We start from the raw sequence: 13,881 nt of genomic DNA, 5'->3' as shown, positions 1-13,881 counted from the left end.
CTCAGACGCGGGTGCGGTTGGTGCGCGATTCGAACCGGCGGGCCAACAGGGACAGGGGGACGGTGATGATCAGGTACATGACGCCGGCCACCAGCACGGGGGTCAGGCCGGCGTCCAGGGCGGTGATGCCGTCCCGGCCGAACTTGGTCAGCTCGTATTCGAACGCTGCCAGGCCGAGGACGTAGACCAGGGAGGAGTCCTTGGTCAGCAGGATGATCTCGTTGGTCAGCGGCGGCAGCACCAGTCGGAACGCCTGGGGGAGCACGATGGTGACCATGGCACGCCACGCAGGCATCCCGAGGGAGCGGGCGGCCTCCACCTGGCCCTTCGGAACGGCCTGGAGACCCGCGCGCAGGGTCTCGGCGATATAGGCCGAGGACACCATGCCCAGCGAGACCATCACCACCAGCGGGATGGGCCATTGGATGCCGAAGGCGAAGGGGACGCCATAGCCGAAGGCGATGAAGACCAGCAGAGCAGGCAATCCGCGGAACAGCTCGATGTACCCGGTGGCGAGCCAACGGTATGGCGGGAAGGAGGACAAGCGCATCAGGGCCAGCAGCATGCCGCCCAACAGCCCGACGACGAACGAGGAGGCCGTGTACAGCAGGGTGTTGCCGAGCCCGACCAGGATGATGTCCGGGAACAGTGGGCCGATCTCCGCGAAGTTGAAGACGGAATGGCCCAGCGTCTCCCAGTCCATGATCACCAGGAGGACCACGATCACCAGGACGAAGAGCCCGGCCTGCAGTCCCAGGGAGAGTTGCCGCTTGCGGCGGTTGGTCATCTTCCGCGGGGCGGCGGAGGCGGTGGTGCTCATTCGGTGCCCTCCGTTGCGCTCTCGCCGAACCACTGGGCCCGGGACTCGTCCAGGCTGCCGTCCTCTGCCATGCCCTGCAGCGAGGCGTTGACGGCCGAGAGCAGCTGGGCCTTGTCCGGAGCCACCGAGACCCCGAGCTGTTCGCCCGTGGGCAGCTCGGCCACCACCTCATAGTTCGGATCGTCCTTGACGTTGTAGAGCACCACGGACTGGTTGCCCAGCACGGCTTCCACGGTGCCGGCCCGTAGGGCCTCCATCTGCATGCCGCCGTCCTCGAACTGGACGGGGTTGAGTCCGTTCTCCTCGGCGAAGCGCTCGCCGGTGGTGGCGGCCTGCACCCCCACGCGCTGGCCGCGAGCGGATTCGAGGTCCGTGATGCCGGAGCCCTTCTCGGCCACCAGGACCAGGTCGTCATCCAGGTAGGGGTCAGAGAAGGCCATGACCTGTTGGCGGGCCTCGGTGATCGAGATCGAGGAGGCGTTGACGTCGCAGCCCGTCAGCGAGGAACCGGATTCGATGGCTTCGAAGGAGGAGTCGATGACGGACAGCTGAACTCCGAGGTCGTCGGCGATGCGCTGCACGATGTCGATGTCATAGCCGACCAGATCGTTGCCCTGTTGAAACTCGAAGGGCGGGTAGGGGATATCCGAGCAGACGGTGAGCTGGCCGGGATTGACCAGATCGAGGGTCTCGACCAACGGGTCGGCCTCGTTGGCGGCGGATTCGCCGAGCTGGGGCCCGATGAGGGCGCATCCGCTCAGGGACAGCGCGCCGACGCCCAGGACAGCCGCGAGGACTGCGGTGGCCGCATGGGGGCGGCGGGTGCGGGACGGGAGCATGGGGTTCTTCCGGTGCGGGGGCCTCCCGGCGGATTGCGGGGTGGCATGGAGACGGTCAGTTTACCGGCATGTGGTCGGATTCCGCCGGATCTCCGATCAGTCCGGAGGTCAGCCCTGGCGCTCCTCCTGAACCCCGGTGACGGTGGTCAGCAGGAACACGCTGTCCCGCAGGGCCTTCACTCCGTGGCGCTCCTTGGTCAGTTGGACCAGTTGCCCCGTCTTCAGGTGCACGTCCTCCCCGGGGCCGGCGGTGACCATCAGTTCCCCCTGCAGTACCTGGAGTGTCGCAGCCGGCGGGGCATTGTGGTCGGCCAGCGTGGAGTCGGTGGTCAGGGCGATCATCGACTGGCGCAGATGTCCGTCCCGCAGCAGCAGGTCCCCATGGCGGCCATGGGGGTCCTCCCGTGCTGCTGCCAAGGCGGCTCGCGTCAGGGTGGTCAGGTCATGGGGTCCCGGCGAGTAGCTCATGCGGCCACCGTAGCCCGCGGGGGGTGGTGAGCGGGAGGGGCGGCCATTCCCGCCGCCCTGCCCAGGGAGCCGAAAGGGTCTGGCGGGTTCAGCTGATCGCGTTGATCACTCCGTAGGCCAGCGCGCCGAACACCACCGCATAGAGGGAGATGGCCACGGCCTGCCAGACGATGACCCGGCCCTTCCCCACGCCGAAGGACGCCAGTGCGGCCGCGGTGAAGTAGGTGGGCAACAGGAAGGGACCGAGCAGGGAGACTCCGGGGACGCCGTACTTGTCCAGGGCCCGGCGGACCTTCTGCTGCTTCTCGCTGGTGGGCTTCGGGGTCTTGCCGTCGGCGATGCGCCGATTGACGATCCCGGCGCGGATCCTCTCGAAGGTCAGCACGATCAGGGCCACGAGGGCCACATTGGCGATGATGGCCACGGGGATGGCGATCCAGGGGTTGATGCCGGCGATGGCTCCGATGATGGCGGCGCCCTCACCCTCGATGTAGGGCACGAAGGCCGCCACGGCGATGCCGAGGAACTGCAGCGCGGACGGCAGGGACTCGGTGAAGGACTGGAGGTTGGACATGAAGTCCATGGTGGAGCCTTTCTCAGGGGGCGGACTGGGATGTTGGGCCGGTGTTCGGCCGCTGGTCGGTGGGGATGGTTCAAGTTTCACGTGCGCGGCCGCCCGGCGGCAGTGCCCGGGTGTCACCCCGGTGGCCGAAACCGTCACCGCCACCCCGTGACAGTTGTCATCGGCCTACTCTGGAAGCCGTGAGCCAGTCAGAACACTCCCCGAGCCGACGCTCCGGGCAACTCCCCTCGACGACGCCCGGCCGGTCCGCTCGCGGCGTGCGGGTCACCTGGTGGTACACGTACGCCTCGATGGTCTTCTTCGCCCTGTTCATGGCCTTCATCGGCGCGGCCCTGCTGCTGTTCTTCCACGAAGAGGCCGGAGGCCGGTCTGAGTGGCCGGTGGCGGTTGCCGCTGTGCTGATCGCGAGCAGCGGATTGGCCCACGCCGCATGCAGTTGGTTGGTGCGGCACGGCATGGGCCGCGGCTGGCCGCGTCCCTGGGCCACCGTGCTCCTGGCGGCCCCCGCGGGCATCGCCTGGGTGTTGACCCTGTGGGTGCCGGGAGGGGCCTTCCCCGGAGGGGTCTCACTGTGGATCTCCGTGAACATCCTCGCCATCCTGGTCCGCGGCATGACGAGGCGAGTGGTCTTCGCCGTGGGGATCGTCCTGTTCGTGCTCCATTGGTGGGCCGGGTCCCGGCTGACGGGGGTGTCCGCGCCCACCGCGGAGGCCGCACAGCAACTGCCGGGCATGGTCTTCTTCGTCATCTTCGTCCCCGTGGTCTTCCTCTTCTCCGCCTGGTGGTGGGACATCGTGGTCCAGCTGGACGCTGCCCGCCGGGATGCCGCCCAGCTGGCCGTGGCCCGCGAGCGGCTGCGATTCGCCTCGGACCTGCATGACATCCAGGGACACCACCTACAGGTCATCGCCTTGAAGGCCGAACTGGCCGAACGACTGCTGGGGGCCGGGAAGCCGGAGACGGCCCAGGCCAACATCCACGAGGTGCGCACTCTGGCCCGGACCGCCCTGGAGGAGACCCGCTCCCTGGTGCGGGATCTGCGTGAGGTCTCCCTCGAGGAGGAACTCGCCAACGCCAGGGACGTCCTGGCGGCTTCCGGAGCCGCGGTCAGCCTCCACGGGATCCACGTGCAGGACCCGACCGCGCGCACCCTGCTGGGGCTGGCCGTCAGGGAGGGGGTCACGAACATCCTCCGCCATGCCCCCTCGGCCACCGAGGTTTCCATCGTGCTGGAAGCCGCCGGCGGCGCCCAGACGCTCGTGATGAGCAACAACGGAGTCGAGTCTCCGAAGTTCGGCGGAGGCGGAGGCGGAACCGGCACCGGGGCGCCCGGGGCGGCCGGGCCGGCGTCGGGCACCGGGTTGTCCGGGCTGAGCCGGCGGTTCCAGGCCTCCGGAGGGTCGGTGGCAGGATGGCGCGACGGCGGCACGTACGTCCTCGAGGCACGGCTGCCGTTCCTGCCCCCAGAGGACACCGTCAGGCAGGGGACCCCGCTGACGGAGGAGACATCCGAGGAACGGGAGAAGAGCGCATGATCCGACTGCTGATCGCCGACGACGAGGTACTGATCCGCGGGGCGCTGGAGTCCCTGCTCGGCCTGGAGGAGGACTTCGAGGTGGTGGCCGGCGTGGACAACGGGGCCCAGGCCGTGGCTGCTGCCCGCGAGCTGGTCCCGGACGTGTGCCTGCTGGACCTGGAGATGCCGGAACTGGACGGGGTGGAGGCGGCAGGGCAGATCCTGCGGCAGGTGCCCACCAAGGTCATCATCGTGACCCGGCACGCAAGGCCCGGGGTGCTGCGGCGGGCGCTGAACGAGAAGGTGTCCGGATTCGTGCCGAAGTCCACCCCCGCCGAGGAACTGGCCAAGGTCATCCGGGACGTGGCCGCGGGCAAGCGGTACGTGGACCCGGACATCGCCGCCACCGCGCTGGGCGGGGAGCGCAGCCCCCTGACGGACCGGGAACTGGACGTGCTGCGTGCGGGCCGGGATGCCGCCACCGTGCAGCAGATCGCCGAACGGCTGCACCTGGCGCCGGGAACGGTGCGGAACTACCTGTCCTCCGCCATGGGCAAGCTCGGGGTGGGCACCCGGCGGGAGGCCTCCCAGGTGGCGTGGGAGCAGGGCTGGATCTAGACGTCGCGGCCGGCACCGGACTCGTAGGGGTGGCCCGTGGAGATCTCCCGGTCCACGGCATCGATGGACCAGAGCGTTCCTGCCTCGGCGATCCAGGGGCTCCTGGCCAGGGTGAGGGGTTCGCCGGTGTGCACGGATCGGGTCACGGCCCAGGCCGTGGTCCGCGCCTTGGCGGCGTCCTCGTCCAGGAACTCCAGCACCCTCCGGTGCCGGGTGCGCAACTGGAGGGCATCGGCCGCCGGCAGTCCGGCCGCCAGCTGCCGGCCGCGCAGCAGTTCGGCATCGAAGGCGGCGCCGGCCACCATGACGATGAAGCCCAGCCACAGCACCGTGAGGATCACGACGACGCCGTTCAGGGCACCGATGACCACGTTGAAGGTCCCGGACAGGTTGGCCAGCCAGCCCAGCAGCACGGTCATGGCGAACAGGGTCAGCACCGCCGCCAGGCCGCCCCAGGAGAGCCACCGGTACCGCGGCTGCACCACGTTGGGCCCGCGCTGGTAGGCGAGGGTGATGGCCAGGACCAGCACGGCGAGGATGGCCGGCCACTTCAGGATGTTCCAGGCCAGGACGGTGGCCGAGGTCAGACCGAGTGCCTCGCCCAGGCGCTCGGAGAGGCCACCGCCGATCACGATCAGCAGCAGCACGGCGATGAACGCGACCATGAGGACCACGGTCTCCACGAAGATCACGGTGCGGAACCAGAGGAAGCGCCGGCCCTCGCGGGTGTCATGGATGCGGTGCATGGCGCGGTGGAAGGACGCCAGGGCGTTGGAGGCCGCGATGATGGAGCCCACCAGGCCCAGGACCACGCCGACCACGCCCCCGGTGGTATTGGACAGGGCGAGCAGCGCGTCCGTGACCACGTCCGGGTTCACACCTGGCAGCAGTTCGTGAACCAGCTCTGCGGCGGTCACCACGGTCTCGTCCGCCAGCCCCAGCAGGGACACGATCGAGACCATGGAGATGGCTGCCGGAACCATGGACAGCAGGGTGTAGAAGGTCATGGACCCGGCCACGTCCCACACCTGGATGTCCACCAGCTTCATGATGGTCCGGCGGATCACGTGGAACAGGGTCACCCGGGGCTGCAGGTAGGTATGCGCCGGTGCCGGACGGCGGAGCTGTCGGCGGGGCATGATTCCGAGGGTACCGCCACGGGACAGCCGCGGCGCGGCCACGTAGCGTGATCCCATGAGCGAACGAGAGCCCCTGATCGAGACCCTGGACCGCCACGGGGATTCTTGCTGACCACGGCGGGGAAGCGGGGAAGTGGGTGGGAATAGCGGGTTCCCCGCCTGGGTTGAGTTAAGTACACTCAAGTCTAGATCGAGAACCATCAGAAGGGACCCGCATGGACGCCAAATTCACCACCAAGAGCCAAGAGGTGCTCTCCGGGGCCGCCATGAACGCCTCGACCCTCGGCAACCCGCAGATCGAACCGGCCCACCTGCTCAAGGCGCTGATGGACCAGCGTGGCTCCGTGGCGGTGGCCGTCCTCAAGGCCGCCGGCGCTGACCCGGACGTGGTCTCCACGGCGGCCAGCTCCGCCATCCAGGCGATGCCGGCCACCTCGGGCTCCTCCGTGGCCCAGGCTCAGCTCTCCCGTCAGGGACTGCTCGTGGTCCAGGCCGCCCAGCAGCAGGCCGAGGCCCTCGGGGACGAGTACGTCTCCACCGAGCACCTGCTGCTCGGGCTGGCCGCGGACGCGGGCCGGGCCGGCACCGCCCTGCGGGATGCCGGTGCCACCGTGGAGGCCCTCTCGGCCGCCGTCAAGCAGGTCCGTGGGGACTCCCGGGTGACCACTCCGGACCCCGAGAACACCTTCCAGGCCCTGGAGAAGTACGGCACCGACCTCACCGAGATCGCCCGCTCCGGCACGCTCGACCCGGTGATCGGCCGTGACTCCGAGATCCGCCGGCTCGTCCAGGTGCTCTCCCGGCGCACCAAGAACAATCCCGTGCTCATCGGCGAGCCCGGGGTCGGCAAGACCGCCGTGGTGGAGGGCCTGGCCCAACGCATGGTCGCCGGGGACGTACCCGAGTCCCTGCGCGGAAAGACCCTGATCTCCCTGGACCTGGGCTCCATGATCGCCGGGGCCAAGTACCGCGGCGAGTTCGAGGAGCGGCTGAAGTCCGTGCTGGAGGAGATCAAGGCATCGGACGGGCAGATCGTCACCTTCATCGACGAGATCCACACCGTGGTGGGCGCCGGAGCCTCCGAGGGTGCCATGGACGCCGGGAACATGCTCAAGCCCATGCTGGCCCGCGGGGAACTGCGCCTGATCGGCGCCACCACTCTGGACGAGTACCGGGAGAACATCGAGAAGGACCCGGCCCTGGAGCGTCGCTTCCAACAGGTCTACGTGGGCGAGCCCACCGTGGATGACACCATCGCCATCCTGCGCGGTCTCAAGGAGCGCTACGAGGCCCACCACAAGGTGGCCATCGCCGACTCCGCCCTGGTGGCCGCCGCCAACCTCTCGGACCGGTACATCTCCGGCCGTCAACTCCCGGACAAGGCCATCGACCTCGTGGACGAGTCCGCCTCCCGGCTGCGCATGGAGATCGACTCCGCCCCGGAGGAGATCGACCAACTGCGCCGCTCGGTGGACCGGCTGACCATGGAGGAGCTCGCGCTCGCGGACGAGAACGATCCGGCCTCCGTGGAGCGTCTGACCGCACTGCGTGAGGAGATGGCCAACCAGAAGGAGGAACTGGCCGGCCTCAACGCCCGGTGGGAGAGCGAGAAGGCCAGTCTCAACCAGGCCGGAGATCTCCGCGTGAAGCTGGACGAGCTGCGCTCCGCCGCGGACAAGGCCCAGCGCGATGGCGACCTCGCCGAGGCCTCCCGCATCCTCTACGGGGAGATCCCCGCCCTGGAGGAGAGCCTGGCCGCCGCCGAGGAGGGCGAGAACGGCGGGGGAGGGGCCGGCGTCGGCCATCACGAGCCGACCATGGTCTCCGAGGAGGTCACCGCCGATGACATCGCCGAGGTCATCGCCGCCTGGACCGGCATCCCGGCCGGGCGCATGCTCCAGTCCGAGCAGGACAAGCTGCTGTCCATGGAGGAGCACCTCGGTGAGCGGCTGATCGGCCAGCGAAAGGCCGTGTCATCGGTCTCCGACGCCGTCCGGCGCTCCCGTGCGGGGATCTCGGACCCGGACCGGCCCACCGGCTCGTTCCTGTTCCTCGGGCCCACCGGCGTGGGCAAGACCGAGCTCGCCAAGTCCCTGGCGGACTTCCTGTTCGATGACGACCACGCCATGGTGCGGATCGACATGTCCGAGTACTCGGAGAAGCACTCCGTCTCGCGGCTCGTCGGGGCGCCTCCCGGCTACGTGGGCCATGAGGAGGGCGGTCAGCTGACCGAGCTCGTGCGGCGCCGGCCCTACTCCGTGATCCTGCTGGACGAGGTGGAGAAGGCCCACCCGGAGGTCTTCGACATCCTGCTGCAGGTGCTCGACGACGGCCGCCTCACCGACGGCCAGGGCCGCACCGTGGACTTCCGCAACGTCATCCTCATCCTGACCTCCAACCTGGGCTCGCAGTTCCTGGTGGACCAGACCCTGGACGAGGCGGCGAAGAGGGAGGCCGTGATGGGGGTGGTCAACTCCGCCTTCAAGCCCGAGTTCCTGAACCGGCTGGATGACCTCATCCTGTTCGACCCGCTGTCCATCGAGGACCTGACGCGGATCGTGGACCTGCAGGTGGAGTCCCTGGCCGGACGCCTGGCCTCGCGCCGGCTGGCCCTGGAGGTGACCGATGCCGCGCGGGAGTGGCTGGCCGTGACCGGGTTCGACCCGGCCTACGGTGCACGGCCGCTGCGGCGGCTCGTGCAGCGTGAGATCGGTGACCAGCTGGCCCGGGCCCTGCTCTCCGGCACCATCGCCGACGGGGACACGGTCCTGGTGGACCGTGCTGGGGAGCGCCTGTCCGTCACCCGCAGGGAGGGCTGACCTCGGCCGACTCATCGCTGGGCGAGGGGTCAGTCGTCCTGGTGGTCGGTCCAGTCCTCGAAGGCGGGCTCGGCCACCAGGGTGGTGCTGAGGGTGCCCTCGTGGGCCACGGCGAGGCAGTCCACCCGGCGGTCGCCCTCCGCCCACGTGCCCTCGGCCGGGTGGGAGATCTCCACCACGACCTGCGCGTCCTCGGCGCTGTCCAGCTCGATGGTGGCGCAGAACCGCTCGGCGTCCGCCCTCATGTCCTGGGGAAAGGCGCGGCCGGTGGGCCACAGCTTGCGTCCCACCAACTGGGCCTCGTGGTCCCTGCTGCACTCCACCACGGTGGACGGCTCGCTCACGGAGTCGACGTCGGTGAGGCAGTCCCCGGGGTGGATCTGCGCGGGGGGCACCTCGCGGGCCACGATCCCGTCCAGCCCGGGTTCCGCGTTGCGCGAAACGGCGGGCGCGGACTCCATGGACTCGCCGGAGCCCTCCTCCCGCGGGGCGGTCAGCAGGGGGACGAGGACGAAGACCACGAGCGCGAGCACCACCACTGCCGCTGCCGCCAACCACCACCCGCGGCGGAGCGGCGAGGCCGCCGGAGCGGACTCCTCGGGTGACCGGGGCGGCAGGTAGGGGACGTGACGCTCGCCGGAGGCGCCGTCGTCGGGAGTGTCCGGGGTGCCGGGGGAATCAGGTCTTGACTCGTCCGGGGGCCCGCTGGGGCTGTTGTCCATGGTGGGGTTCCTTCCGGGGTCGCCACGCTGTCCGGCGGCTCCAAGGGGTGCTGAAACATGTTAACCTAGTGTCCACGAACCATCATGATCAGTGCGTACTCCTGACCAGCCCTGTCCAGGGGCTGACGGCACGGAGACAGACAACAAAGGGGGTCACGCTCATGGGGCGCGGCCGTCAAAAGGCAAAAGCAACCAAGCAGGCCCGGGACATGAAGTACTTCTCCCCGGCCACAGACCTGTCGGCACTGGAGCGTGAGCTCGCCGGCAGCAGCGGTTCCAGCCATGACGATGACCAGTACATCGACCACGCGGACAAGTACGCGGACTACGTGGAACAGGTCGAGGAGGACGACGACCACCGTCACCGGGGTTGAGCGCCGCCATGGCGCCTGATCCCGCGATGCCGGAGGTCCCCTCGGACACCTTGCGTCCTGGGCATCCCGCAGCGAACGGCCATCAGGCCGCGCTGCGCTCGATCGCCCGGATCGTGGAGGACGCGGCGCCGCCGCAGGATCCCGAGGAAGCCCGTAGGGGCATCCTGGGACTGTTGCGCACCCACTCTCCGTTGGTGATCACCGGAGCCGGTGTCTCCACGGACTCCGGCATCCCCGACTACCGTGGACCCCAGGGGTCGTTGCGACGTCACCGGCCCATGACGTACCAGGAGTTCCGGCACGACGCCGGCGCCCGGCACCGCTATTGGGCGCGGTCCTTCGTGGGCTGGCGGCAGATGGACTCCGCCAGTCCGAACCCGGCCCATCACACCCTGGCGCGCTGGGCCCGTGAGGGGGTCCTGGCCGGCGTGGTGACCCAGAACGTGGACGGACTGCATGCCGCGGCGGGGACCGAGGGACTGATCCCCCTGCACGGGGACCTGGACCGGGTGATGTGCCTGCACTGCGGCGCAGTGGAGGACCGGCGTTCCTTCGACGCGCGGCTGACGGCGGCGAATCCCGGCTATCTCGAGGCCGTGCAGGTGGATCAGCTGCTGGTCAATCCGGACGGGGACGTCACGTTGGACCAGCAGTGGGTGGAACGCTTCCACATGGTGGGCTGCCTGGTGTGTGGCTCCGAGGAGCTCAAGCCGGACGTGGTGTACTTCGGCGAGTCCGTCCCGGCCGCCCGCAAGGCCGCGGCGCGTGAGGTCTTCGAGCGGGCGGGTTCCGTGCTGGCCGTGGGCACCTCGCTGGCCGTGATGAGCGGCTACAAGTTCGTGTTGGACGCGGAACGGGCCGGCAAGCCCGTGGCCACCCTCAACGGTGGGCCCACTCGGGCGGATCCCAAGGCGCGGTACCGCTGGCGTACCCGCGTGGCCCCCGCCCTGGAATGGCTGGACGCCCAGCTCTGACCCTTCCCCGGCGCAAAGTGACCTGACCCGCACCTAAGTGACGTGGTCTCGTCACTTTGTGCCTGCAGTTGGGCTCAGGCGGAGGCGTAGGCCCCGGTGAGCAACACTGCGCCGCCGTCCACGCCCTTGGCGCCCTGCATGAAGTCCTGGCCCGCACCAGCGGCCTCGTCCGTCACGCGGCCCACCGTGCCGGCCACCCAGGAGGTCAGTCCGCGGGCGTTCAGTCGAGCCAGGGCGGCGTCCGCGGCCGCCGGGTCCACCACGGCCACCATGCCCACACCGAGGTTCAGGGTGCGCTCCAGGTCCGCCAGCGGAACACGGCCGAGTTGGCCGATCAGCTCGAACACGGCCGGCAGGGACCAGGTCCCACGGTCCACGGTGGCCATCAGGCCCTGCGGCAGGACGCGGGCCAGGTTGGCGGCCAACCCGCCGCCGGTCACGTGGGAGAACCCGTGCAGGGCGGCCTCGCCGGTGGTGGTGGCCACGGCGCCGGCGGCACCGGAGACCGGATCGCCGTTGAGGTGGCGCATCACGTCGAGGCAGTCAGCGGTGTAGATCCGGGTCGGCTCCAGCAGCTCCTCGCCCAGGGTGCGCCCCAGGTCGGTGACCTCGCGGTCCAGGGACCAGCCGGCGTCGTTGATCACGCGGCGGACCAGGGAGTAGCCGTTGGAGTGGATGCCGGAGGAGGCCATGGCGATGACCACGTCCCCCTCACGGACCCGCTCGGGGCCCAGCAGGGCGGAGGCCTCCACCACGCCGGTGGCGGCCCCGGCCACGTCATACTCGTCCACGCCCAGCAGGCCCGGGTGCTCGGCGGTCTCCCCGCCCACCAGGGCCGTGCCGGCCACGGCGCAACCGGAGGCGATGCCGCGCACGATGTCCGCGATGCGCTCGGGGACCACCTTGCCGCAGGCGATGTAGTCGGTCATGAACAGGGGCTCGGCGCCCACCACCACGATGTCATCGACCACCATGCCGACCAGGTCGAAGCCGATCGTGTCGTGCTTGTCCAGGGCCTGGGCGATCGCCACCTTGGTGCCCACACCGTCCGTGGAGGTCGCCAGCAGCGGCTTGGAGTACTTCAGCAGCGCCGAGACGTCGTAGAGCCCGGCGAAGCCGCCGAAGCCACCGACCACGGAGGAGTTGTGGGTGGCCTTGACGGCGTCCTTCATCAGGTCGACGGCGAGATCGCCGGCCTCCACGTCCACGCCGGCGGAGGCATAGGTGGTCGCTTCGGCTGATTCTGGCTGGTGCATGGTGTCCTCGGTCTCTCGCGGGAAGGGTCGGGGGCGAACGGTGCTGCCGTCAGGATTCCTGGTCCCCGGCCACGAACTCCAGGTACTCCTCGGTGACATCGCCGGTCACGTAGTCTCCGGTGAAGCAGGACATCTCCAGGCCGTCCCAGTCCGAGCCGGCCATGATGGCCTCGGCCATGTCCTCCACCCCGAGGTAGACGAGGTGGTCGCTGCCCAGGACGTCCCGGATCTCCTCCACGGTGCGGCCGTGGGCCACCAGCTCCTCGGCGTTGGGCATGTTGATCCCGTACACGTGGGGGTATCGCACCGGCGGGGCGGCGGAGGCGAAGGACACCTTCACGGCGCCGGCCTGATAGGCCATCTCCACGATCTGCCGGGAGGTGGTGCCGCGCACGATCGAGTCGTCGATGATGAGGACCTTCTTGCCCTCGAACTCGGAGCGCATGGCGTTGAGCTTCTGCCGCACGGACTTCTGGCGCACCGCCTGGCCGGGCATGATGAAGGTGCGGCCCACGTAGCGGTTCTTGTAGAAGCCCTCCCGGTACTCCTTGCCCAGGCTGTGGGCCACCTGCAGGGCGGCGGGCCGGGCGGAGTCCGGGATCGGCATGACGATGTCGAAGTCCTCGTCCGGGATCTCCCGCTGGATCGTCTCCGCGAGCTTCTCACCCATGCGCAGCCGGGACTCGTAGATGGAGATGCCGTTCATCACGGAGTCGGGGCGGGCCAGGTAGACGTACTCGAAGGCGCAGGGCACCAGACGGGTCTCCTCGGCGCACTGCCGCGAGTGCAGGGTTCCGGCCTCGTCGATGAACACGGCCTCGCCGGGAGCGAGCTCCCGGACCACCTCGTAGTTGCCGGCCTCCAGGACCAGGGACTCGGAGGCCACCACCCATTCGCTCTCGGGCAGGGTGGCGGGCAGGCCGTGGACGCCGCGGTACCCGGCAGCGGCCTCAGCGGTCTCCGGGGCGACATCCCGGCGGCCCAGGACCAGCGGCCGGATGCCCATGGGGTCCCGGAAGGCCAGCAACCCGTGGCCGGCGATCAGGGCGATGGTCCCGTAGGCACCGCGGATGCGGGAGATGACCTGCGTGACGGCGTCGAAGATGCCGTCCGCGTCCAGATGCCGCACGCCCACGCTGTCCTGCAACGAGGACGCCAGGACGTTGAGCAGCAGCTCGGTGTCCGAGGGGGAGTTCAGGTGCCGGAAATCGCGTTCCCGCATCTCCAGGGTCAGCTCGCGGGTGTTCGTGAGGTTGCCGTTGTGCACCAGCACGATCCCGTAGGGGGCGTTGACGTAGAACGGCTGGGCCTCGTCCAGGTTGGTGGCGTGGCCCTTGGTCGCGTAGCGGACGTGGCCCAGGCCGATGTTGCCGAGCAGCTCGCGCATGTCACGGGTCCGGTAGGCCTCGCGGACCTGTCCGGACTTCTTGGCCTGGTGCAGGGTCCGGCCCTCGGCGGTGGCGATACCGGTGGAGTCCTGCCCGCGGTGCTGCAGGAGCAGCAGCGAGTCGTAGACCTGCTGATTGACGGGGCCGGCCGAGAAGTGGCCAACGATTCCACACACGTGAGTGGCTCCTCAGATACTGTCAGTTCGAGGTGAACGGGGGTGATGCGCACACTCCCAGGACGCCATGGTGCTGGTGCCCCGCGTCCGGAATACGGCACCGGTCCGGGTGATGCGGTGGTTCCGCTGGGGCAGGCGGATCGGCTCGGGACGCGACATGGCCACACCAGTCTAGCCAGGCCGCGGCGT

13 protein-coding genes are annotated in these 13,881 nt (G+C 69.5%); 5 read left to right on the top strand and 8 right to left on the bottom strand.

Features of this window, described 5'->3' with window-relative positions; translation table 11 throughout:
- Position 1: 1 nt before the first annotated feature.
- The 4 genes from IMT31_RS05935 to IMT31_RS05920 form a co-directional block, all read right to left on the bottom strand.
- Positions 2 to 820 carry an amino acid ABC transporter permease gene (locus tag IMT31_RS05935; protein WP_345360211.1) on the bottom strand — a complete coding sequence of 273 codons (819 nt, stop codon included), beginning with the start codon at positions 818 to 820 and terminating at the stop codon, positions 2 to 4.
- A complete protein-coding gene (locus IMT31_RS05930; protein ID WP_345360214.1) occupies positions 817 to 1,659 on the bottom strand; it encodes an ABC transporter substrate-binding protein in 843 nt (280 codons plus the stop codon). Before IMT31_RS05930 ends, IMT31_RS05935 begins: the two co-directional genes overlap by 4 nt.
- 108 nt (positions 1,660 to 1,767) lie before the next feature.
- Positions 1,768 to 2,127, bottom strand: a complete 360-nt coding sequence (locus tag IMT31_RS05925) for a cupin (RefSeq protein ID WP_413544079.1) — start codon at positions 2,125 to 2,127, stop codon at positions 1,768 to 1,770.
- 88 nt (positions 2,128 to 2,215) lie between these two features.
- The gene (locus IMT31_RS05920) at positions 2,216 to 2,710 is read right to left on the bottom strand and encodes a small multi-drug export protein (RefSeq protein WP_413544078.1); all 495 of its coding nucleotides are present in this window, start codon (positions 2,708 to 2,710) and stop codon (positions 2,216 to 2,218) included.
- 179 nt (positions 2,711 to 2,889) lie between these two features.
- On the opposite strand from IMT31_RS05920, the gene IMT31_RS05915 reads away from it, so the two are divergent.
- Both IMT31_RS05915 and IMT31_RS05910 read left to right on the top strand, forming a co-directional pair.
- Positions 2,890 to 4,245: a sensor histidine kinase gene (locus tag IMT31_RS05915; RefSeq protein ID WP_413544077.1), complete on the top strand. Its 1,356-nt coding sequence runs from the start codon at positions 2,890 to 2,892 to the stop codon at positions 4,243 to 4,245.
- Entirely contained in the window at positions 4,242 to 4,844 is a 603-nt protein-coding gene (locus IMT31_RS05910) for a response regulator transcription factor (RefSeq protein ID WP_413544076.1), read from the top strand. The genes IMT31_RS05915 and IMT31_RS05910 overlap by 4 nt, the downstream gene beginning before the upstream one ends.
- Here IMT31_RS05910 and IMT31_RS05905 read toward each other — a convergent pair.
- The gene (locus IMT31_RS05905; protein WP_413544075.1) at positions 4,841 to 5,983 is read right to left on the bottom strand and encodes a YihY/virulence factor BrkB family protein; all 1,143 of its coding nucleotides are present in this window, start codon (positions 5,981 to 5,983) and stop codon (positions 4,841 to 4,843) included. The genes IMT31_RS05910 and IMT31_RS05905 overlap by 4 nt on opposite strands.
- Before the next feature lie 215 nt (positions 5,984 to 6,198).
- Between IMT31_RS05905 and clpB the strand changes: the two genes are divergently transcribed.
- Entirely contained in the window at positions 6,199 to 8,802 is a 2,604-nt protein-coding gene (gene clpB / locus IMT31_RS05900; protein WP_413544074.1) for an ATP-dependent chaperone ClpB, read from the top strand.
- A 29-nt stretch (positions 8,803 to 8,831) separates the two neighbouring features.
- On the opposite strand, the gene IMT31_RS05895 is transcribed toward clpB, so the two are convergent.
- Complete coding sequence (locus tag IMT31_RS05895; RefSeq protein ID WP_345360235.1) at positions 8,832 to 9,524, bottom strand: hypothetical protein; 693 nt, start codon at positions 9,522 to 9,524, stop codon at positions 8,832 to 8,834.
- Between the two features lie 161 nt (positions 9,525 to 9,685).
- On the opposite strand from IMT31_RS05895, the gene IMT31_RS05890 reads away from it, so the two are divergent.
- Together IMT31_RS05890 and IMT31_RS05885 are read left to right on the top strand one after the other, a co-directional pair.
- Positions 9,686 to 9,898, top strand: a complete 213-nt coding sequence (locus IMT31_RS05890) for a DUF3073 domain-containing protein (RefSeq protein WP_345360238.1) — start codon at positions 9,686 to 9,688, stop codon at positions 9,896 to 9,898.
- Positions 9,899 to 9,948: 50 nt separating this feature from the next.
- A complete protein-coding gene (locus tag IMT31_RS05885) occupies positions 9,949 to 10,872 on the top strand; it encodes a Sir2 family NAD-dependent protein deacetylase (protein ID WP_413544376.1) in 924 nt (307 codons plus the stop codon).
- 74 nt (positions 10,873 to 10,946) lie between these two features.
- Here IMT31_RS05885 and purM read toward each other — a convergent pair whose 3' ends face one another.
- Positions 10,947 to 12,128, bottom strand: coding sequence for a phosphoribosylformylglycinamidine cyclo-ligase (purM, locus tag IMT31_RS05880; RefSeq protein WP_413544073.1), 1,182 nt, complete (start codon positions 12,126 to 12,128; stop codon positions 10,947 to 10,949).
- Between the two features lie 49 nt (positions 12,129 to 12,177).
- A complete protein-coding gene (gene purF / locus IMT31_RS05875; RefSeq protein ID WP_345360244.1) occupies positions 12,178 to 13,692 on the bottom strand; it encodes an amidophosphoribosyltransferase in 1,515 nt (504 codons plus the stop codon).
- Positions 13,693 to 13,881 lie beyond the last annotated feature (189 nt).

The organism is Citricoccus nitrophenolicus (assembly GCF_047305825.1).
Taxonomy (GTDB): Bacteria; Actinomycetota; Actinomycetes; order Actinomycetales; family Micrococcaceae; genus Citricoccus; species Citricoccus nitrophenolicus.
The sequence above is the reverse complement of the archived record's forward strand: the minus strand, read 5'-3'. Positions and strand labels throughout refer to the sequence as shown.